Source organism: Marinomonas sp. HM11-D (assembly GCF_057626615.1).
On sequence record NZ_JBMMKT010000004.1, the window covers coordinates 127,725 to 148,256 of the forward strand.

The window sequence follows — 20,532 nt, forward strand, 5'->3', positions numbered from 1 at the left end:
AAACTAGCACTAAGCCAATGAATTACATTGGGTGCATTAGATCGCTATCTGCGGCTTCTTCATCAGAAACTTTTTTGGCATCGCTACGCGATTCCGCAAGGCTATCAAGGTACGCTTGATTGATGTTACCAGCGATGTATTTACCATCAAATACTGATGTATCAAATTCACGCACATCAGAATGCTTCTCATCGATACAAGCCGCAATTAGGTCATCAAGATCTTGGAAAATCAAACGGTCAGCACCGATCAATTCACAAATCTCATCGACATTACGGTTGTAAGCAATCAGCTCCGTCGCCGCTGGCATATCGATACCGTATACGTTCGGGTAACGAACTTCTGGTGCAGCAGAGGCAAGGTATACTTTCTTGGCACCGGCATCACGCGCCATTTCGATAATCTCTTGGCTTGTGGTACCACGAACAATTGAGTCATCTACCAAGAGTACATTCTTATCTTTGAATTCGAATGGCACTGGGTTTAGCTTCTGACGCACCGATTTCTTACGCACCGTTTGACCAGGCATGATGAAGGTACGACCGATGTAACGGTTTTTCACTAGACCTTCACGGAATGGAATGTTTAGTTCTTGTGCGATTTGCAACGCTGCGGTACGGCTTGTATCAGGGATTGGAATCACCACATCGATGTCGTGGTCAGCCCACTCACGCTTGATCTTAGCCGCCAAACGATCACCTTGGTTGATACGTGCTTTGTAAACAGAGATGTTATCAATCACAGTATCTGGACGAGCAAAGTATACGTACTCGAACAAACATGGACGTGGCGGACGGGCTTCCGTACATTGACGCTGATGAACCTTATGGTTCACGTCAAAGAACAACGCTTCACCTGGGCGAATATCACGCTCGATCTTAAAGCCTGCAGCATCTAGCGCCACACTCTCAGACGCCACCATGTATTCGATACCTTTTTCGGTTTCTCGAGAACCGTAAATCAGCGGGCGAATACCATCAGGGTCACGGAATGCAAGAATACCGTAGCCAGTGATCAGGGCAACTACAGCATAGCCACCTTCAATACGCTTATAAACGCGCTCAAGGGCGTTAAAGATATCATCAGGTGTTGGAACTAGCTTGCCTTCTTCATGAAGTTCGTGTGCCAAAACGTTAACCAACACTTCAGAATCTGAGGTTGTGTTGATGTGACGAAGGTCGGACTCAAACACTTCTTGCTTAAGCTTCGCTGTATTCGTTAGGTTACCGTTGTGCGCCAACGAAATACCGTAAGGAGAGTTCACATAAAACGGCTGAGCTTCAGCAGAACTAGACGTACCCGCAGTTGGGTAACGCGCGTGTCCAATACCGATATTGCCGTGCAGTTTTTTCATGTGTCGTGTACGAAACACTTCACTCACTGGACCATTATCTTTGCGCAAGCATAATAATCCGTTATGGCTTGTAACCATACCAGCAGCGTCCTGACCGCGATGCTGAAGAAGCGTGAGAGCGTCAAAAATGGTTTGGTTAACCATCGACGTGGCTACGACACCAACGATACCACACATGTATATATACCTCGTGATTTGGGGAAACGACTTCGCCGTCTATTTATAACTTCGCACAGAATGCGATTAACTGTTTAAAGTACGTTCTATAAGAGAAGAGTCAAATGCCTCACTCCCTTTGCCTAACATGTCACGTACCCAATCTTTTAATATAACGAGCTGAGGCACGAGCTGGGATGACTTCCACATCTCGCTTTTCTCAATTGCAGGACTAAGGCTCAACAATGAGACAAATGCCACCACAACTAAAGCACCTCGTACAAAACCAAATAGCATGCCGATCACGCGATCGGTACTGCTTAAGCCGGTTGCTTGAATCAAGGAACCGAGCGTAAAACTGACTAACGCGCCGATGACTAAGCTGGCGATAAACAGCGCAATAAAGGCAACTATGTAACGGATTTGATCGTTTTGCACTTGATCAACTAGCAGAGTTTGCAGAGGACCGGTAAATTTCACCGCAATGATGAAGGCTACCACCCAGGTCACCAATGACATAACTTCTTTGACGAAGCCACGTTTTAGGCTAATTAACGTCGAAATAACCACGACTACGATGATGACCCAATCCAATGTGCTAATCGATTGAATTTGCTCCACGCTTACCTCTTAAATAATGCTGCGCAGTTTACCAAAAGCTGGCTTTATTCCAAGCTATCAACTAGTAACTATTACGAATTAGGTGAATATTTCACAACTATTCCGCTGAGTTTAAATTCTTTCAAGACTTTCTCTTTCATCTGCTCTGACGCTTCACGCTTCAACTCAGGGCCGATAAACACCTTATAGAGTGAATTCATGTTCATCACATAAGCTGGATAACCCGCATCCTGAAGCTTTTTCAAAGTGCGGGTGGCATTGTCTTGTTTACCAAAAGTGGCCACTTGCAAGGTCCAGCGTTCACCAACCGGTGCCAGTTCAGTTTTCACCTCAACAGGCTGAGGCGTTGGCTCGACTTGCTCTGGCTCAGGTGCCTGCACAACAGGCTGTGATGGCGTGGCGCTGGTTGCCTTAGACGGATCCGCGGATGCAACATTGATTAGCTCAATGTTGTTAACATCCACTTCATCTGCCTCAAGCGCAGAGCGCTGATCCAATTCAGCCACAGGCTGTACCGGAGCAATGGCTACTTCTGGAAAAGTCGGCCTTTCAGGCACAGAGATCTGAACATTAAGTTCCTCTGGTCGCTCACCATCTAGAACCAATGGCAAAAGTACGGCCGACGAAGCAATTAATAAGCCTGCTCCGATCAAACGATATTTCGACTTAGTATCTAACATGAGCCTCACCTTTCACTTATTGGATTGACAGAAACTCTGACACAGTCACAAACGAACCAAACACAATCACCGTAGCGGATTGAGCCTGCGCGGTTTGTTTTGCTGCGCTCAGGGCATCACTGATGTTGTCATAGCAGTGAGATTGACTAACAAACTTTGCTAACTCAGACGCTTTGGCGCCACGTGGGCCAGGTAAGTCAATAAAGTGCCACTCAGAAAACGTGTCTTTAAGAATCGACATAACACTGCCGATGTCCTTGTCTTTTAGCATGCCACAAACAGCAATCGCGGGCGTGTTTAAGCGCGCCACTTGCTGTTTCAATTGCCCTGCTGCTTCTGGATTGTGTGCCACATCAATATACAAGGTTGGCTCACTAGCCACTTGCTGAAAACGCCCCATCAAAGTTGCTTTTTCAAACATAGCGACCAGTCGTTCGCGTGATACTTCGATATCAAGCTGCAATAGCGCGGCAATAACGGTCGCGGCATTTTCCATTGGCAACTTTGGCAGAGGTAACTCAGCAAATGACTGGCCTAAACCTTGCCAACTCCAATCAGAGTCCGTTGCAGTGAAAGTAAAATCCACATGCTTTTGCAGCAAAGGAGAACCTGTTTCCGCAGCCACATCAGCAATGGATTGCGGCGGATTCACAACGCCGCTGATCACTGGCTTGCCTGGACGAGCAATGCCGGTTTTTTCACGACCAATACCTTCGATTGAATCCCCTAGCCAATCCATATGATCCAGAGCAATCGACGTGATCACCGCCAGATCCGTATCGACCATGTTGACAGAATCCAAGCGACCACCAAGACCTACTTCTAGCACCCAGTAATCAAGCTCTAATCGGTCATAGACCCATAGGGCTGCAAGCGTTGAGAACTCGAAGTATGTCAATGGCGTGTCGCCGCGAACTTGTTCAATCACCTCGAAGGCTTGCACCAAGAGTTGATCGGAACACTCTACGCCATCAATCAGCACACGCTCATTGAAACGTAAGAAATGAGGCGATGTGTAGGTACCTACTTTAAAGCCAGAATCCACCAAATATCGAGTCAACATGGTACAGGTAGAACCTTTACCATTAGTACCCGCCACCGTAATAACTTTGGCTTTTGGACGACCTAAATTGAGTTTCTCTAAAACGGATAGGCCTCGTTCAAGGCCTAGTTCGATTTCGGAAGGGTGTTGGCTCTCAATATATGAGAGCCATTCTGAAAGAGATTTTGCGGACATTCAATTACGCTGCTTTGTGAGTCAAGATCGATAGAATGTTATGCAGACGATCACGCATTTGGTGACGTGTAATAATCATATCAAGCGCACCTTTATCCAATAGGAACTCAGAGCGCTGGAAGCCTTCAGGAAGCTTCTCACGAACCGTTTGTTCGATAACACGAGGACCCGCGAAACCGATCAAGGCATTTGGTTCAGCAACGTTCAAATCACCTAGCATTGCCAAAGAGGCTGACACACCACCAAACACTGGATCTGTCATGGCTGAAATGTAAGGAATGCCTTGTTGCTTCATGCGCTCAAGCGCGGCACTGGTTTTCGCCATCTGCATTAGAGAGATCAACGCCTCTTGCATACGTGCGCCACCTGAAGCGGAGAAACAGATCAGAGGAATGCGTTTTTCAAGACAAACGTTTACCGCTTGAACAAACTTTTCACCGACGATCGAACCCATTGAACCGCCTAGGAAGTTGAATTCAAAGGCTACTGCCACCACTGGCATACCGTTTAGAGTGCCTTCCATTGCTACCAAAGCGTCTTTCTCGCCGGTTGCTTTTTGAGCCGATACCAAACGGTCTTTGTACTTCTTAGAGTCTTTGAACTTTAGTTTATCTTCTGGCTCAAGTTGAGCAGCGATCTCAGTACGGCCTTCTTTGTCTAGAAAAATATCAAGACGACGACGCGCCGTTACACGCATGTGATGTTCACACTTAGGACAAACATCTAGATTCTTTTCAAGCTCTGGGCGATATAGCACGTTGTCGCACTTTGGACATTTTTTCCAAAGACCTTCTGGTACGCCACCTTGCTGTGCACGCTTCGACTCGCTACGCATAATCGAAGGAACAAATTTATCTAGCCAACTGCTCATTTAACTCTCCAAAATAATAACGAACTGACGCCTACGGCTTACTTATCCATTTCCGAACGCATCGGCGACAAAATAGCGCGTAATGCATCAGCAACCTGATCTTGTGTACTGTCCTTCGCTTGGGCGATGGCATTCACTAAAACACTACCGACGATAACACCGTCTGAACATTGGCTTACCGCTCGCGCTGTTTGCGCGTCACGAATACCGAAGCCAACACCAATCGGTAGGTTTGTAATTTTTCGCAATGATTCAACATGTGTCGCCACACTGTCCACATCCAATGATGCCGATCCGGTTACACCTTTTACTGAAACGTAATAAACATAACCCGATGCCAAGTCACAAATCTTCTTAGCACGAGCATCTGTGGTCGTTGGTGACAAAAGGTAAATCAAATCAATGTCATTGCTACGGAAGCATTCTACTACATCTGTTGCTTCTTCAGGAGTCAAATCTACTAATAAAATGCCATCAACACCGGCTTCTTTTGCTGCATCTGAGAAAGCTTGGTAGCCAAAGAACTCGATTGGATTCAAATAGCCCATTAAAACAACAGGTGTCTGTTGATTTAGGGTACGAAACTCTTTAACCATCTCTAGCACTTTACGGATGGTAGTGCCCGCCGCCAAGGCGCGTTCGCAAGCTAGCTGAATCACTGGACCATCCGCCATCGGATCAGAAAACGGCATGCCGATCTCGAGCACATCCGCACCTGACTCAACCAAGGCATGCATCAATTCCACCGTGTAAGCTGGCGTCGGATCACCCGCTGTGATGTAAGGAATTAGGGCTTTTTTGTTGTCCGCTTTTAATTGCTCAAAACATTGTTGAATACGGCTCATGGTTACATCTCCAAACCATCAATTTCTGCAACCGTGTGGATGTCTTTATCACCACGACCCGATACGTTAATCACCACGATCTTATCTTTGTCCATCGTCGCCGCCAGTTTCATACCGTAGGCAATGGCATGACTTGATTCTAGCGCTGGCATGATACCTTCAAGACGCGTTAGCTCGCGGAAGCCATGCATGGCTTCATCGTCGTTGATGGCCACATAATTAGCACGACCAATGTCTTTTAACCACGAGTGTTCTGGGCCAACACCTGGGTAATCAAGGCCCGCAGAAATAGAGTGTGTACCCAAAATTTGACCGTCATCATCGGCCATCACATAGGTACGGTTACCATGCAAGACACCTGGACGACCAGCAGTCAGAGGCGCAGCGTGACGACCAGTTTCGATGCCATCGCCGCCGGCTTCAACACCATACATTTCCACACTTTCATCTTCGATAAATGGGTAAAACATACCGATCGCGTTTGAGCCACCACCAACACAAGCCACCACTGCATCAGGCAGACGACCTTCTTGCTCCAAACATTGCGCTTTGGTTTCACGACCAATCACGGCTTGGAAATCACGCACCAGCTTTGGATATGGGTGCGGGCCCGCTGCGGTACCGATAATGTAGAAGGTGTCATCAACATTACTTACCCAGTAACGCATCGCTTCGTTCAGGGCATCTTTTAGAGTCTTGGTACCAGACTCTACTGGAATCACTTCCGCACCCAAAAGCTTCATGCGGTAAACGTTTAGTTTCTGGCGACGAATGTCTTCAGAACCCATGAACACCTTACATTTAAGACCAAGACGTGCGGCTACCGTAGCGGATGCCACACCGTGTTGACCTGCTCCGGTCTCAGCAATGATATTTGGCTTGCCCATGTGCTTCGCCAGCAAAGCCTGACCAATGGTGTTGTTAATCTTGTGCGCACCGGTATGGTTTAGGTCTTCACGCTTCAGATAGATTTTTGCACCACCTACACTATTAGTAAGGCGCTCTGCAAAATAAAGCGGTGACGGACGACCAACGTAGTGAGCTAAGTCTTTGTCAAAAGCCGCTTGGAATTCAGGATCCTTTGATAAGGTTTCGTACACTTCTGCCAAATCTTCTAGAGCAGACATTAATGTTTCGGAAACAAAGACACCGCCAAACTGACCAAAACGGCCATGCTCATCCGGCAAATTCAAGGAAATTTTAGACTTATCCACGCTTAGCTCCGTTAATAAATTGAGTCACTTTTAAGGGATCTTTTTTCCCTTTTTGTTTTTCTACACCACCACTGACGTCCACAGCATAAGGCTGAACACTGGCGACAGCATGGCTAACATTATCGACCGTCAAACCACCAGCTAGTATCAATGGTTTGGGCAAACTTTCTGGAATCAAATGCCAATCAAAGGTTTCCCCTGTACCGCCAGGTACACCAGGCTTATAGGCATCCAATAAAATCGCTGTTGCTTGATCGTATCGCTTAGCTTCTAACAATAGATCAACATCTGGCTTCATTCGAATCGCTTTAAAATAGGGTTGACCATAGCAAGCGCACTCTTCCGGCGTTTCATCACCATGAAATTGCAAAGTCCAACGCGCACTCCCGGCAATCACCGAATGCACCAATGACTCATCTGCATCGACAAACAAGGCGACAGGCGTAATAAAGGGAGGCAACTGCGCAACGATTTCATTGGCAATCTCTGGTGTAACGTATCTTGGGCTTTTTTCGTAAAAAACAAAGCCTAGCGCATCCGCCCCTGCATGAGAGGCCTGCAATGCATCCTCGAGATTGGTAATACCACAGATTTTAACGCGGCAATTCATAAGCTGGCTCCTCTTTGAATGGTAAAAAATGAGGACCTAATGGTGGCTTAGGTACACCAAACTCTACTGGGTATTCGGCATCTACAAAGTACAGACCAAATGGCGGAGCCGTGATACCCCCTTGGGCTCGATCTTTTGCATCCAGCACTTGCTGGGCCCATTCTATAGGCTGCTCACCGGCGCCAATGGTCATCAGTACGCCAGCAAAATTACGAATCATATGGTGCAAGAAGGCATTCGCGCGCACATCCAACACAATATACTGACCGAATTGATCGACTGAGAAATTTAAGATAGTGCGCACAGGACTATTCGCCTGACAACCAACTGCACGAAAAGAGGTAAAGTCATGGGTTCCAATAAAGACTTGACAGGCAGCTTGCATCGCTTTGATATCAAGATCCTTATAAGTCCAAGTCACCCCTTTACCCATGACGGCAGGACGGTACTCAGACTGATAAATCACATAGCGATAACGGCGACTCACTGCACTAAAACGGGCGTGAAAATCATCTGCTACGTTAGCGGCAGCTTTAACAGAAATATCGTGCGGAAGATGTGTGTTTACCCCTAAGGTCCAAGCGCGTAATGGGCGCTGGGAATCTGTTTCAAAATGAACCACCTGTGCACTGGCGTGAACGCCTGCATCAGTACGACCTGCACAGATCACACTAACAGGATGGTTGGCAATTTTGGAAAGGGCTAATTCGAGACACTCTTGAACGGTGGCAACATCAAATTTTTGAGCTTGCCACCCTTTGTAGGCTGCCCCATCGTATTCAACGACTAGGGCTACTTTTTGTTTACTCACTTGGGAACATGCGCTCCATCATACTACTGGCTTCTGCAACCTGGCTTTCACTGCCAGAATTGATTACGTCCTCAAGTATAACACGTGCACCCTCTTCATCACCCATATCCATGTAGGCACGAGCTAAATCTAATTTGGTCGCGACTTCATCACCGCTAGCATCGAAGAAATCGATCGGTTCTTCATCATCGTCTTCTTCGCCATCCATATCTTCTGCCGCTTGATCTTCACCAAACTCTGGAATATCAAGACCACCAAAGTCATCTTCTTCCTGCGCTTCAGCCAAGACTTCATCAATACTATCCGCCAGCGCAGTATTAGGCTCAGCATCAAATACAGAGGACTCGTCTACATCGTCTTGATCCTCTGCATCCGTCAGTAGACTATTAACAAAAGACTCTTCTTCAGAGTAATCTGCCGCTTCTTCTGCTTGAGCAAGCTCATTTTCCACTGGCGTATCATCCGCCACATCAAGCTCACCCAGAGTATCCTCTAGATCAAAACCACTATCTTCTGGCAAAGTATCTTCAGCAAAGGCATCAGCACCAAAAGCATCGAGCAGATCATCCGGATCCTCAACCGTCATTTCCTCTTCAATTGGGGTATCGAATGCATCTAGATTAGTGTCTTCTACTTCAAATTCCGCAAATGGATCCTCTGACTCTTCGCCGCTTTCATCATCAGCGAACTCATCCATCTCTGCACCCAAAGCATCTTCAAAGTCGTCAACTTCAGCGACTTCATCTAATTCAGGCACATCGAATTCAGCAAAAGTATCAGTTTCATCAGGCATCACTTCAGCTGAGGCAACAGACTGATCAAAACTGTCAAAGCTATCTTCTTCTGGTACATCTACTTCAAAATCAAAGGCAAATGGATCTTCCTCTTCGATTGGCGCTTCAGGCTCGTTCACTGGCGCTGCAGGCACTGGTGTTGCTGCCGCAACCGCCGCCGCGACAGGAGCAGCCGCTGCGACTGGAGCTAAATCAAACTCATCAGTGCTGTCTGCGTCTTTTGTTTTATCATATTTATTACGCCCAGAACGTTTGATCAACATACCGATCAACAAGCCCAACAGCAGCAGCACTACACCGCTTACAGATAGAACAATAGGGTTGTTAAAAATCTTATTTGACAAGGAAGATTCATCTGCCGCTTGTTGTTCACGGCGCAATTGATCCGCTTCCAACAACTGATCTACTGTATTTTTTTGCTCCTGCATGGCCTGTTGCGCGCTGGTAAATTGACGCTGCAACTCAGCCATCTGTTGATCTTTTAGAGAAATTAAACTCTCTAAGGTAGCAAGCTGCTCATTAAGCTCACTTAATTTGTCGTTTAGCTCAGTTTTTTCACGGGTTTCTTTATCGAGCAACTCACTGGTTGCTGACAATTCGCTTTCTAACGCGCTAATACGCTGTGAATCCGTCTGATTGGAGCTAGCATTTTTTTCTGGCAACGCACTTTTTCCAGAAGCCAGCTTCAACTGATCACCCGTTGGAGCTTTAGGTGCAGGCTTTACATTACTCTTTGCCTGCGTATTCATTTGCTCTTGAGTGACAACATTTTTCACTTTACCAGCCTGTTTTAAGGCCATCCAAGCTGCATGCTGACGCTCAAACTCTTGCTCAGAGGTTGCTCGATTAAACAATGCGATCTGTTCTTTCGTCGGTAAACGCAGAACCGCCCCTTCACGCAATAGGTTGATGTTATTGGCGTAGAAAGCATCTTGATTGAGCGCCTGAATCGCCATCATCGTTTGATAAATGGTGAGCTGATTGTTTGGTCGATTTGAGCCAGCAATGGCCCACAGAGTATTACCCTTTTTAACCACCAGTTCACCGCGATCAGTCATAGCGTTAGCTTGCACTGCCTGTTCGCGAAAAACTTGATTGCGAACCACTTGATTATTGCTAACGGGTGTTGGTGCTTGAGGTGTTACGGACTGGACCACTTCGGGCTGAGCTTTTTCAACCAAAGCCGATTGATTGAGAGGGGTTCGATATTCGCGTACCACCTGTCCGTTTGGCCATTGGGCAGCCAATACAAAATTCAGTTGATCAACATTTAAAGGCTGTTGTGATTGTACCTGCACTGCCAATTGACCGTTTTCTCGCACCACTTCAAAATTTAGCTGCGATAGCGTACTGGTCAACATCACTCCTGCCTGACGGAACTCACTTTCCGTTCCTAAGCGAATGGTTATGTCATTCGGCACCAATCCTGCTGCGTCAGTTAACTGAATACGACCGCGATAAGGTTGATCAGCTTGCGATTGGGAAGTCAGTTCGCCCAGCTCCAAAGCATATCCGTGGGACATGTACAACGCGCTGGAGACAGCCAAACTAATCAGCGTTTTTTTGAGCATAAGCTTCCCTTTCTTGTTAAAAACTGACGACAAGTACCGCCCAAGTATCTAATACAGGTCACGATTTATCAATAGCTTTAGAATCAATGGTTTGGCCGATATCAGAGTTTCGCGACATTATGGCAGCTTATTAATAAATTGTGGGCGATATAAAAAGCCTTGGACGTAGTCCACTTCAAGCTGCCGAGCCATTTCTAGATCCGCTTCGGTTTCGATACCTTCCAAGACAATCTTTTTATTAGTCACACGAGCGAACTGAATCATCTGCCGCACAAAGGTCATAAATACCGGATTTTTTGCCATTCTCAGCACACAACGATCCAGCTTCACCCAACCAACCAATTGCAATACAGAAACAGAAATCATCGAGTGTGGATGACACAGATCATCTAACGCCGTTTCAATCCCCAATGCATCAAATGCTTCAATCATGGATAAGCTCATAATCGCATCATTGATTTCTGAGTTCTCAATGAGTTCAACGACCACCTTATCCTTTTCTTGACGACGAATTAATTGAATAAAAGGATTATTATGGGTTTCAACATCCGTTGCAAAAAATGCATCCTGATCTAAATTCACAAATAGTTGCCCTGCCGGACGCTCCGCCAACTGCAATTGCTTTTGTGCAAACTCCACTTGAAACAGCGTAATGGGATTCTCGTGCAAGGAAGCATAAACCAGATCCGGCCGCACAGATTCCCCCGCGTTATTGTAAAAGCGTGACAACGCCTCATAGGCAACCACTGCCCCACTGGAAAGCTCTACGATCGGTTGATACTCCACGCCGAAGCGCTCCGACTGAATCATTTCTAGCAACATCGACTTACTGAGACTTGACTGACTGGCACTCACAAGCATCCCTTATTAAAGCAGTATAACAAGCCTCTGATTTTAATGAGAACCAATAGCATTTACAAATATTTAAGCATAAAAAAAGCCTTACTTTTACAGCAAGGCTTTTTAAAAAGGCATTATAAATCAGTGGGTTAATGAATCCCTACGGGATCACATCATACCACCCATGCCACCCATACCGCCCATATCAGGCATAGATGGACCTTCTTGTGGGATATCAGCGATCATCGCTTCAGTAGTGATCATTAGACCTGCAACCGATGCAGCCGCTTGTAGCGCTGAACGAGTTACTTTTGCTGGGTCTAGGATACCCATTTCGATCATGTCGCCGTAAACGCCAGTTGCAGCGTTGTAACCGAAGTTACCTTCACCCTGCTTAACTTTGTCAACTACTACAGACGCTTCGTCACCTGCGTTTGAAACGATCTGACGCATTGGCGCTTCCATCGCACGAAGTGCTAGAGCGATACCAACGTTTTGGTCTTCGTTATCACCTTCAAGTGTAGCAAGTTTAGTTAGTGCACGAACCAGCGCCACACCACCACCTGCAACCACACCTTCTTCAACCGCTGCGCGAGTTGCGTGAAGAGCGTCGTCTACACGAGCTTTCTTCTCTTTCATAGCAACTTCAGTCGCTGCACCGATTTTGATTACGCCAACACCACCAGCAAGTTTCGCAACGCGCTCTTGTAGCTTCTCTTTGTCGTAGTCAGAAGTTGAGTTTGCCATTTCAGCACGGATTTGCTCAACACGTGCGTTGATAGAAGCGTTGTCGCCAGCGCCATCAACGATGGTTGTGTTTTCTTTTGTAAGAGTAACGCGCTTAGCAGTACCTAGCATGTCAATCGTTACGCCTTCTAGTGCTAGGCCAACTTCTTCAGACACAACTGTCGCACCAGTAAGGATCGCGATGTCTTGTAGCATTGCTTTACGACGGTCACCGAAACCAGGTGCTTTTGCAGCAGCTACTTTAACCACACCACGCATAGAGTTAACCACTAGCGTTGCTAGTGCTTCACCTTCTACGTCTTCAGAAACGATTAGAAGAGGACGTGAAGATTTAGCCGCCGCTTCTAGTGTTGGAAGAAGATCACGGATGTTAGAGATTTTCTTATCAACCAAAAGGATGAATGGGTTTTCAAGTTCCGCACTCATAGTTTCTTGGTTGTTGATGAAGTAAGGAGATAGGTAACCGCGGTCGAACTGCATACCTTCTACTACTGCTAGCTCGTCTTCGAAACCAGAACCTTCTTCAACAGTGATAACACCTTCTTTACCTACGCGTTCCATTGCTTCAGCGATGATTTTACCTACTGAAACATCAGAGTTAGCAGAGATAGTACCTACTTGCTCGATCGCACGAGTGTCAGCACATGGTGTAGATAGAGCAGCGATTTCAGCAACAACCGCTTCAGTTGCTTTGTCGATACCGCGCTTAAGATCCATTGGGTTACGACCCGCTGCAACGGCTTTTAGACCTTCAGTTACGAACGCTTGCGCAAGTACAGTTGCAGTTGTAGTACCGTCACCCGCTACATCGTTTGCTTGTGAAGATACTTCTTTAACCATTTGAGCGCCCATGTTCTCAAAACGGTCTTCTAGTTCGATTTCTTTCGCTACTGTTACACCGTCTTTTGTTACTAGTGGTGCACCGAAAGATTTTTCGATTACTACGTTACGACCTTTTGGACCAAGCGTTACTTTTACAGCATCAGCTAGGACGTTAACGCCTTTAAGCATTTTTTGGCGAGCGCTGTCTGAGAATTTTACTTCTTTAGCCATTTTCTCTAATCCTAAATTTTATTAATTTGCTAATTCGTTGATTAAATTGAACAAGACTTAGGCTTCGATTACGCCGTAGATTTCGTCTTCTTTCATGATAAGTAGTTCTTCACCGTTAAGCTTAACGGCTTGACCTGAATACTGGCCGAACAACACTTTGTCACCAACCTTAACAGCTAGTTCTTGCACATCACCATTAGATTGAATACGACCTGTGCCCACAGCCAAAACTTCACCCTGAGTTGGTTTCTCAGTTGCAGACCCTGGTAGAACGATACCAGACGCTGTAGTTGTCTCTTCTTCTTTACGGCGAACAACAACGCGATCGTGCAAAGGACGAATATTCATTGATCTATATCTCCAAAGTTAATCAATACCAGGAATCCCCTGGCCGGATTAGCCCCACTCTTCTGGCGGGATTCGTTATCGAATTCTTTAATGTGGTTAGCCCAAATTATTTCAAGGGCAGATCCTAACTATTTTTTCTCAATCTGATCATTTTTTTCTGATTCAGAACGGTATTCACCTTCAATGATGTCACCTTGAGTAAAATTTCCGTGGCTATCACGATGACTCCAATGAGCACGCATATTCATACGCTTCTTCATAAAGTCCAATGAAATAGTTGCAGCGACACTGCGACGCAGTGGTGTAATCAGCAACAATGCACCGATAGCATCCGTAATAAAGCCAGGAATTAGCAAACACACGCCAGCAAAGGCCAACATAAAGCCTTCTGCCATTTCAGACGCTGGCAATTCCCCACGACGCATTTTTTCTTGCGCTTTACGAGAGGTCTCAAAACCTTGGCGGCGAATCAGGGTCAAACCGACTATGGCGGTTAGAAAAACTAGCGCGATGGTGGTCAAGCTACCAATTTGTGATCCCACTTGAATCAACACGGTCAGCTCAACCACTGGAATTAATATCAAAAGCAATAATGCAAAACGCATGGTAACCTTCTTAATGTCAGATTGTATCAATGACTATTTAGGGGTGTTTTTTGGCGAATCAAGTAACCGAAGACTTTAAAGATCGCGTTCTATTTGTTCTTGCACACTTGCCACAAGGTTCGGTGATTTCTTACGGCGAATTGGCAGCCCAAGCCGGCAACCCTCGTTACGCGCGTTTGGTAGGACAAATTTTAAAACAACTGCCAAGCACCACCAGCATTCCTTGGCATCGAGTCGTCAACAGCCAACACCGTATCAGCTTTACTGAGGGCTCAGATGCCTACCTACGACAGAAAGCTTTACTGGAACAAGAGCATTGGGCAATTGTTGGACAAAAGCTGATACAAAAAGAGACACTCTAGGTGTCTCTTTTACATTCGCGTCGTGATTAGTCACGGAAGTTGTTGAATTGAACTGGCAATTCAAGCTCTGCGCCGCGCAGTAATTGCATCACTTGCTGCAGGTCGTCACGTTTTTTACCGGTCACGCGTAGCTGCTCACCTTGAACCTGGGCTTGCACCTTAATCTTGCTGTCTTTGATCATTTTTACGATCTTTTTCGCTTCCGCTTGATCAATGCCTTCTTTTAGTTTGATCTCTTGGGTCGCACGCAAGTTACCTTCAACAATTGGTCCGCGATCTAAAGTTTTCAAATCGATACCACGGTTTACCAATTTTTGGCCTAGAATATCCATCATCTGACGCAATTGCATTTCTGCTTTTGCTTCAAGTACAACCGCCTGCTTATCTTTTACAGTGAAGCTAGCATCAACACCTTTAAAGTCAAAACGTGTTGCTACTTCGCGATTTGATTGGTCTACTGCGTTAGTTACTTCGTGCCAATTAAGTTCGGAAACGATGTCAAAAGATGGCATTAAGGCCTCCTCCATTCGATATTTACTCTTTGGGGCGGCATAATAGCAGGCTTACCGTTAAAAAACTTCTAATACGAGGCTTAAATGACAAAAGATGCGTGGTTAGTTGTCGGCAATGGCGCAATCGGTCTTCTTTGGGCAAGCAAATTGCGCCAATTAGAACAACCGGTTACAGTTCTTTGCCGTAGCGACGTGCCAAATGGCATGCTCACAGTCGAAGACTTGGACGAAGAAGGATCTCAACAACAGACTCAGTACGATGTCGAGTTTATTACCAAAGAGCAATTGGAAGGCAAATACACCAAGGTACTGTTATGCACTAAGGCATTTGATTTAGTCGCCGCTTACTTAGACATTCGTAAGCACACCAAAAAACGCGCCCTGATTGCCACCTTGTGTAATGGCTTAGGCGCACAACATGATTTGATCCCACATTTGAAAAAACAGCAAAACCTTTGGGCTGGCATTACCAGCGAAGGTGCTCTGAAACTGGACTCCAATCGTGTTAAAAAGACCGGCAACGGCGATTCTTTCTTTGGCTTATTAAGCCAAAACGAAAACAACCTCTATGGCGACAGCTTCCCCTATCCAGATGTGCAGTGTCAAAACATCGAACGCAGGCTGATTGAAAAACTTGCAGTGAACGCAGTCATTAATCCACTGACCGCCATTTTTTCAATCCGCAATGGACAAGTACTGGAAGCACCGGTCAAACCTTTATTCGATGCTGCCATCGACGAGCTGGCGAACGTGATGAAAGAGGATTCGTTTAAGTTCAAAACCATCGTTGGCGACATCACCAGTGAGCAACTCAGTATGCGCATTGCCAATGTGGCTCGCTTAACGGCGATGAACTGCTCTTCCATGTATGAAGATGTAAGGCATCACCGCCAAACCGAAAACGAGTACATTTCAGGCTTTTTCCATCGTGAAACCCCTTCATCGGCGACACCACTGCAGGATGCATTTTACCTAGCACTGAACGATCAGGATCATTTGGAAGAACATAAAAAAAAGCTCTTATCCATGTGCTAAGAGCTTTTCCTTAATCTCGATAAAAGCCTAACAGTAATGATTAGGCTTTTATTTTTTCAGGGTCGTTTTATCTTTACCCAGAATGACTTTTTGATCTTTGTACAGAGCACCCAACGCTTTCTTAAAAGTCGCCTTACTCACTTTAAACGTCTTAAAGATGGTATCTGGCGCACTCTTATCCGTCAGTGACATCTCACCACCGTTTTGCTCCATATGCTCAATGATCTCTTCCAGCAAGCCCGTTACTTTCTTGTAACCTGTCTGCTGCAAGCTTAAGTCGATCTTACCGTCTTCACGCACACGCTTGATAAAGGCTTTTAGCTTGTCGCCTTTAAAAACTCGACCGACTACATCCTGGAAGAACAACACACCCCAGTAGCGGCTATCGATAATACATTTGTAACCGATGTCTGTACGATCACCGATGATGATGTCGACCTGCTCACCCGTACGGTAAGTTGGCTCATCACGGTTCAACAAACGATCTACTTTTGTGGTTGCCACGATGCGGTTGGTTTCGTGATCCAAGTAAACAAATAGAAGATGCGTTTCACCTTCCTCTACGCGATTCTTTTGCTGACTAAAAGGTACCAATAGATCCTTTGGCAAACCCCAATCGAAGAAAGCGCCCACTTGGTTAACGGATACTGCACGCAGCGCCGCGAACTCACCGACCTGTACTTTTGGCACCAACGTAGTGGCAATTAGCTCATCCTCAGAGTCAAGGTAGACAAATACCTCTACCGGATCACCGATGCGCAGGCCATTTGGCACATAACGTTTAGGTAATAGAATTTCACCTAGTTGATCTGCATCGAGATAGACGCCGAAATCTTTTTCTTTAACTACGCGTAAGCGGTTCATGCGTCCGATATTGGTTGGCATATTGACTCCAAGTATTGATTAAGGCCGCGCACTATACACGCCCCTTGGTAAAAGTAAACTGTCTATTAAGATTGTGCCATGCACTGCTGCATTAGCTTAGCCAAAGCTTCATGGCCGGTGTCTTCCATCAGCTTAATATTGCGTTCTGGAATATCAGCCGTATCACCATAATAGTCGATCGCTTTCTCTAGGCTCGCCTCACGTAAGATATGCAGCATGGGATAAGGCGAGCGATTGGTGTAGTTACTAACATCGTCTTCTTCGGTTCCCGAAAAACAGTATTTCGGATGAAAAGTCGCTAATTGGTATACGCCTTCACAGCCCTGTTGGTACATCAGTTCTTCCGCATCATCGACAAAGTCCAAGTAACTAACAAAGTCTTGAAACATGGTTGGGAAGATCATCAGCGTGGTCTCAACTTCAGGGTTTTGATCCAAGAAGTCGACCTCAGCCATCAGCTCTTCTAGCGCCACCGTTTCTTGACGGGAGCGCACCACTTGGTAACGCACCGAGCCGCGATCCACTTCACGCTTGGCAAAGGGACAAACATTCATTGCCACAATAAAAGAACTAACCCACTTTTGCGTCTGGGCAATCACTAACTCTTCGGTTAAGTGCATGGTTAAAACCTCTAAATTTTTCGCCATTTTATTTCATTACCTGAAATCGGTCTAACGACTATCAAGAATTCATGAAATTAAATGAAAGAAATCCACCCAAATAACAGGACAGTGGTACAATCGCCCCTACAATTTACGTTTTAATTGAGAGCATACATGTCCTTTTCCGAGTTAGATCTGGATTTCACCATCACGCAAGCCATTGAAGACATGGGGCTTAGCGAACCAACACCGATTCAAGAACAAGCCATCCCCCTTGCAATGGATGCGCAAGACATTCTTGCCTGCGCCGCAACCGGCACAGGCAAAACACTGGCCTTTGCAGCGCCAGTGGTGCAACACATTCTAGACCGTAACGAAGAGTCTAGCTTGGCACCCAAGGCATTGATTCTGGCACCAAGCCGTGAACTTGCACGCCAAATTTTCCAAGTGTTTGAGCAACTGATTGTTCATACACGCATTAAGTTACAAATCATTGTGGGTGGCACACCTTATGGTATGCAACAGCAGCAACTAAGTGAACCTTGCGACATTCTAGTGGCGACACCAGGTCGTTTAGTCGAATTAGACGAAAAAGGCTGGCTGGATTTCAGTGACTGCTCCATGTTTGTTATCGATGAAGCCGACCGCATGCTCGATATGGGCTTTATAGATGCCGTAAAACATCTAGCGAAGCAGCTACCAAAAGAACACCAAACCCTAATGTTCTCGGCAACCATCGACGGCGAAAAAATGAGCCGTTTCTCACGCTCATTATTAAATGAAGACGCTGAGACAATTCAGTTAACAGATTCTCCACGCACTGTGCCAAGCCAAATCAAACAGGTAGCCTTGCGTGTCGATGACGACGCTCATAAAGAAGCTCTACTGAAGCATTTGCTAACCCAAGAACGCGTGCAACAAGCGGCTGTATTCGTGTCCAACCGTGATCACGTAGATGTTTGGGTACAGCGCATCCGTAAATGGGGCCTTCGCTGTGATGGTCTACATGGCGAAATGAAACAAAGCGACCGTAACGATCACCTGAAGCAGATGAAGAAAGGTCGTTTGCAGGTATTAGTGGCAACCGACGTTGCCGCCCGCGGTATCGATTTACCAGAAATCAATACCGTGATTAACCTTCGCCTACCGCGCCGCGCCGACTCTTATGTACACCGTGCTGGCCGTGCTTCTCGTGAGGGCAATCCTGGTGAATGTTACTCACTAGTCGACATGCACGATTTGCCGATGATTGAAAAAATCCAGCGCTACATGCAAGCGCCCATTTCTTTCAGCAAGATCGAAGGCCTAGAACCTAAGACCAAGATCCGCGCGGCAAGCGTGACCAAGTCGAAGAAAAAACCTGCCAGTAAAAAGAAAACAACGGCTACTAAAGCCAAGAAAAAGAAATAATCTTTTCTGGCCTAAAACTGACACGCACTAAAAAGGGAGCTTTTGCTCCCTTTTTCATATCCGCTTAACCACGACATTGTAGCGATCAGATTAATCAAACTTTAGTGTGTGATTTTTACGACGCGCTTTTGCTTCTAGGTAATTACGGTTGTGCTGGTTCACATGCACTGCGGTTGGCACCAATTCTGTTACCTCAATGCCATTGACCGTTAACTGCTCAGCTTTATCTGGGTTATTGGTTAACAAGCGCACTTGATTAACGCCCAAGGCTTTAAGCATACGTGCAGCAATACCGAAATCACGGCCGTCGTCTGGCAAATGCAACATTTCATTAGCTTCGTAAGTGTCATAGCCCTGATCCTGCAAAGCGTAAGCATCCAGCTTAGCGTACAAACCAATGCCGCGACCTTCTTGACGCAAATAGAGAATGTAGCCGCCCTCTTCGTTAATGCGGTCAATCGCTTCATCTAATTGTTCACCACAATCACAGCGACCTGAGCCAAATACATCACCCGTCAAACATTCTGAGTGAAGACGAACCAGTGGAATGTCGTTTTTCTCTGTCGTGGTTCCTGCAAAGGAAATAGCAATGTGCTCTTTACCGCTTTCATCGCCATTGAACGATATAAACTCGGCCATGACGTCACCAGCTCGTACTGGAATCACTACTCGACGTTTAACCGTTAATTGATCCATTGATACTGCTCTCTTACAAAAAATTATGCTCTATATGCGAGCATTATAAGGCGTTTTCAACCCCTGAGTAAGGAAATCTACATTAAGTGTCCCAGAGGCAAAGATGTATTTTCTTTTACGGACCGCAAAAGGAAACTGGATTGTACACCACTTACGCCGGGGATACGTGTTAATTGCCCCAACAAAAAGTCGTGATACTTCTCCATATCCTCCACGACGACCTCAACTAAGTAGTCACAGTTTTGCCCCGTCACCAGGTTACAAGAACGCACTTCAGGAAAGGAGTTCACCGACTCTTCGAATACACTAAAGCGATCTGGCGTATGTCGATCCATACTGATCTGTACAAACGCAGTTAGCTTCAAACCTAACTCAGAGCGTTTAAGCAAAGTCACTTTGCGATCAATGATGCCACTTTCTTCTAATGCTTTAACGCGTCTTAAACAAGGGGATGGTGACAAACCTACTCGGTCTGCCAGCTCTTGGTTGGTCAAGCTAGAATCTTGCTGTAATTCCTGCAAAATTCGAACATCAATTCTATCCAAATCCAGTTTCATACGCCCACCAAATCAATACTTCTATGTTTTTAGCAATTTTATGCTAAAACATTGGCAAATTAAGGGTTAAAACGCAATCATTTTCCGCTAATATTTGGTTACACTAGATCCTGTTG

At 45.9% G+C, this 20,532-nt stretch carries 22 protein-coding genes; 3 read left to right on the plus strand and 19 right to left on the minus strand.

Annotated features, from left to right (window positions below):
• Positions 1-22: 22 nt before the first annotated feature.
• The 14 genes from purF to ACOSVP_RS07435 all read right to left on the minus strand — a co-directional run bounded on the left by purF (position 23) and on the right by ACOSVP_RS07435 (position 14,357).
• Positions 23-1,531 carry an amidophosphoribosyltransferase gene (gene purF, locus ACOSVP_RS07370; protein ID WP_487346851.1) on the minus strand — a complete coding sequence of 503 codons (1,509 nt, stop codon included), beginning with the start codon at positions 1,529-1,531 and terminating at the stop codon, positions 23-25.
• Between the two features lie 66 nt (positions 1,532-1,597).
• Complete coding sequence (locus tag ACOSVP_RS07375) at positions 1,598-2,131, minus strand: CvpA family protein (protein ID WP_487346852.1); 534 nt, start codon at positions 2,129-2,131, stop codon at positions 1,598-1,600.
• Between the two features lie 71 nt (positions 2,132-2,202).
• Positions 2,203-2,811 (minus strand): SPOR domain-containing protein, encoded by a 609-nt coding sequence (locus ACOSVP_RS07380; RefSeq protein WP_487346853.1) that lies wholly within the window; start codon positions 2,809-2,811, stop codon positions 2,203-2,205.
• A gap of 16 nt (positions 2,812-2,827) precedes the next feature.
• Complete coding sequence (gene folC / locus ACOSVP_RS07385; RefSeq protein ID WP_487346854.1) at positions 2,828-4,048, minus strand: bifunctional tetrahydrofolate synthase/dihydrofolate synthase; 1,221 nt, start codon at positions 4,046-4,048, stop codon at positions 2,828-2,830.
• A 4-nt stretch (positions 4,049-4,052) separates the two neighbouring features.
• Positions 4,053-4,919 (minus strand): acetyl-CoA carboxylase, carboxyltransferase subunit beta, encoded by an 867-nt coding sequence (gene accD / locus ACOSVP_RS07390; protein WP_487346855.1) that lies wholly within the window; start codon positions 4,917-4,919, stop codon positions 4,053-4,055.
• A 38-nt stretch (positions 4,920-4,957) separates the two neighbouring features.
• Positions 4,958-5,764 (minus strand): tryptophan synthase subunit alpha, encoded by an 807-nt coding sequence (trpA, locus tag ACOSVP_RS07395; protein WP_487346856.1) that lies wholly within the window; start codon positions 5,762-5,764, stop codon positions 4,958-4,960.
• Positions 5,765-5,766: 2 nt separating this feature from the next.
• Entirely contained in the window at positions 5,767-6,978 is a 1,212-nt protein-coding gene (gene trpB, locus ACOSVP_RS07400; protein ID WP_487346857.1) for a tryptophan synthase subunit beta, read from the minus strand.
• Positions 6,971-7,588 carry a phosphoribosylanthranilate isomerase gene (locus tag ACOSVP_RS07405; protein WP_487346858.1) on the minus strand — a complete coding sequence of 206 codons (618 nt, stop codon included), beginning with the start codon at positions 7,586-7,588 and terminating at the stop codon, positions 6,971-6,973. The genes trpB and ACOSVP_RS07405 overlap by 8 nt, the downstream gene beginning before the upstream one ends.
• Positions 7,572-8,399 carry a tRNA pseudouridine(38-40) synthase TruA gene (gene truA, locus ACOSVP_RS07410; RefSeq protein ID WP_487346859.1) on the minus strand — a complete coding sequence of 276 codons (828 nt, stop codon included), beginning with the start codon at positions 8,397-8,399 and terminating at the stop codon, positions 7,572-7,574. Before truA ends, ACOSVP_RS07405 begins: the two co-directional genes overlap by 17 nt.
• Complete coding sequence (locus tag ACOSVP_RS07415) at positions 8,392-10,764, minus strand: motility hub landmark protein FimV (protein ID WP_487346860.1); 2,373 nt, start codon at positions 10,762-10,764, stop codon at positions 8,392-8,394. Before ACOSVP_RS07415 ends, truA begins: the two co-directional genes overlap by 8 nt.
• A gap of 117 nt (positions 10,765-10,881) precedes the next feature.
• A complete protein-coding gene (locus ACOSVP_RS07420) occupies positions 10,882-11,625 on the minus strand; it encodes an EAL domain-containing protein (RefSeq protein WP_487346861.1) in 744 nt (247 codons plus the stop codon).
• Positions 11,626-11,772: 147 nt separating this feature from the next.
• A complete protein-coding gene (groL, locus tag ACOSVP_RS07425; protein ID WP_487346862.1) occupies positions 11,773-13,404 on the minus strand; it encodes a chaperonin GroEL in 1,632 nt (543 codons plus the stop codon).
• A gap of 57 nt (positions 13,405-13,461) precedes the next feature.
• Positions 13,462-13,752 carry a co-chaperone GroES gene (locus ACOSVP_RS07430; protein ID WP_487346863.1) on the minus strand — a complete coding sequence of 97 codons (291 nt, stop codon included), beginning with the start codon at positions 13,750-13,752 and terminating at the stop codon, positions 13,462-13,464.
• 128 nt (positions 13,753-13,880) lie between these two features.
• Positions 13,881-14,357, minus strand: a complete 477-nt coding sequence (locus tag ACOSVP_RS07435) for an FxsA family protein (protein ID WP_487346864.1) — start codon at positions 14,355-14,357, stop codon at positions 13,881-13,883.
• 50 nt (positions 14,358-14,407) lie between these two features.
• Between ACOSVP_RS07435 and ACOSVP_RS07440 the strand changes: the two genes are divergently transcribed.
• The gene (locus ACOSVP_RS07440) at positions 14,408-14,719 is read left to right on the plus strand and encodes an MGMT family protein (RefSeq protein WP_487346865.1); all 312 of its coding nucleotides are present in this window, start codon (positions 14,408-14,410) and stop codon (positions 14,717-14,719) included.
• Between the two features lie 26 nt (positions 14,720-14,745).
• Here the strand turns inward: ACOSVP_RS07440 and ACOSVP_RS07445 are convergent, their stop codons facing one another.
• On the minus strand, positions 14,746-15,231 hold the full coding sequence (locus ACOSVP_RS07445; RefSeq protein ID WP_487346866.1) for a YajQ family cyclic di-GMP-binding protein: 486 nt from the start codon (positions 15,229-15,231) through the stop codon (positions 14,746-14,748).
• A gap of 84 nt (positions 15,232-15,315) precedes the next feature.
• Between ACOSVP_RS07445 and ACOSVP_RS07450 the strand changes: the two genes are divergently transcribed.
• Positions 15,316-16,266: a ketopantoate reductase family protein gene (locus tag ACOSVP_RS07450; protein WP_487346867.1), complete on the plus strand. Its 951-nt coding sequence runs from the start codon at positions 15,316-15,318 to the stop codon at positions 16,264-16,266.
• A gap of 48 nt (positions 16,267-16,314) precedes the next feature.
• Here the strand turns inward: ACOSVP_RS07450 and ACOSVP_RS07455 are convergent, their stop codons facing one another.
• Together ACOSVP_RS07455 and ACOSVP_RS07460 are read right to left on the minus strand one after the other, a co-directional pair.
• A complete protein-coding gene (locus ACOSVP_RS07455) occupies positions 16,315-17,151 on the minus strand; it encodes a CvfB family protein (RefSeq protein WP_487346868.1) in 837 nt (278 codons plus the stop codon).
• Positions 17,152-17,216: 65 nt separating this feature from the next.
• Positions 17,217-17,771 (minus strand): DUF1415 domain-containing protein, encoded by a 555-nt coding sequence (locus ACOSVP_RS07460; protein WP_487347095.1) that lies wholly within the window; start codon positions 17,769-17,771, stop codon positions 17,217-17,219.
• Between the two features lie 156 nt (positions 17,772-17,927).
• Between ACOSVP_RS07460 and ACOSVP_RS07465 the strand changes: the two genes are divergently transcribed.
• Positions 17,928-19,163 (plus strand): DEAD/DEAH box helicase, encoded by a 1,236-nt coding sequence (locus ACOSVP_RS07465; protein WP_487346869.1) that lies wholly within the window; start codon positions 17,928-17,930, stop codon positions 19,161-19,163.
• A 90-nt stretch (positions 19,164-19,253) separates the two neighbouring features.
• Here the strand turns inward: ACOSVP_RS07465 and ribA are convergent, their stop codons facing one another.
• Together ribA and ACOSVP_RS07475 are read right to left on the minus strand one after the other, a co-directional pair.
• The gene (ribA, locus tag ACOSVP_RS07470) at positions 19,254-19,859 is read right to left on the minus strand and encodes a GTP cyclohydrolase II (protein WP_487346870.1); all 606 of its coding nucleotides are present in this window, start codon (positions 19,857-19,859) and stop codon (positions 19,254-19,256) included.
• 77 nt (positions 19,860-19,936) lie between these two features.
• Entirely contained in the window at positions 19,937-20,410 is a 474-nt protein-coding gene (locus ACOSVP_RS07475; protein ID WP_487347096.1) for an Lrp/AsnC family transcriptional regulator, read from the minus strand.
• Between the last annotated feature and the right edge of the window lie 122 nt (positions 20,411-20,532).

Excerpts from the sequence above, each read along its gene's own strand:
- ACOSVP_RS07430 (WP_487346863.1), bottom strand. The coding sequence starts at position 13,752 with ATGAATATTCGTCCTTTGCACGATCGCGTTGTTGTTCGCCGTAAAGAA.
- ACOSVP_RS07450 (WP_487346867.1), top strand. The coding sequence starts at position 15,316 with ATGACAAAAGATGCGTGGTTAGTTGTCGGCAATGGCGCAATCGGTCTT.
- ACOSVP_RS07405 (WP_487346858.1), bottom strand. The coding sequence starts at position 7,588 with ATGAATTGCCGCGTTAAAATCTGTGGTATTACCAATCTCGAGGATGCA.
- accD (WP_487346855.1), bottom strand. The coding sequence starts at position 4,919 with ATGAGCAGTTGGCTAGATAAATTTGTTCCTTCGATTATGCGTAGCGAG.
- ACOSVP_RS07455 (WP_487346868.1), bottom strand. The coding sequence starts at position 17,151 with ATGCCAACCAATATCGGACGCATGAACCGCTTACGCGTAGTTAAAGAA.
- ACOSVP_RS07465 (WP_487346869.1), top strand. The coding sequence starts at position 17,928 with ATGTCCTTTTCCGAGTTAGATCTGGATTTCACCATCACGCAAGCCATT.
- ribA (WP_487346870.1), bottom strand. The coding sequence starts at position 19,859 with ATGGATCAATTAACGGTTAAACGTCGAGTAGTGATTCCAGTACGAGCT.
- ACOSVP_RS07435 (WP_487346864.1), bottom strand. The coding sequence starts at position 14,357 with ATGCGTTTTGCATTATTGCTTTTGATATTAATTCCAGTGGTTGAGCTG.
- ACOSVP_RS07460 (WP_487347095.1), bottom strand. The coding sequence starts at position 17,771 with ATGCACTTAACCGAAGAGTTAGTGATTGCCCAGACGCAAAAGTGGGTT.
- folC (WP_487346854.1), bottom strand. The coding sequence starts at position 4,048 with ATGTCCGCAAAATCTCTTTCAGAATGGCTCTCATATATTGAGAGCCAA.
- ACOSVP_RS07415 (WP_487346860.1), bottom strand. The coding sequence starts at position 10,764 with ATGCTCAAAAAAACGCTGATTAGTTTGGCTGTCTCCAGCGCGTTGTAC.
- groL (WP_487346862.1), bottom strand. The coding sequence starts at position 13,404 with ATGGCTAAAGAAGTAAAATTCTCAGACAGCGCTCGCCAAAAAATGCTT.
- purF (WP_487346851.1), bottom strand. The coding sequence starts at position 1,531 with ATGTGTGGTATCGTTGGTGTCGTAGCCACGTCGATGGTTAACCAAACC.
- trpA (WP_487346856.1), bottom strand. The coding sequence starts at position 5,764 with ATGAGCCGTATTCAACAATGTTTTGAGCAATTAAAAGCGGACAACAAA.
- ACOSVP_RS07445 (WP_487346866.1), bottom strand. The coding sequence starts at position 15,231 with ATGCCATCTTTTGACATCGTTTCCGAACTTAATTGGCACGAAGTAACT.
- ACOSVP_RS07420 (WP_487346861.1), bottom strand. The coding sequence starts at position 11,625 with ATGCTTGTGAGTGCCAGTCAGTCAAGTCTCAGTAAGTCGATGTTGCTA.
- ACOSVP_RS07380 (WP_487346853.1), bottom strand. The coding sequence starts at position 2,811 with ATGTTAGATACTAAGTCGAAATATCGTTTGATCGGAGCAGGCTTATTA.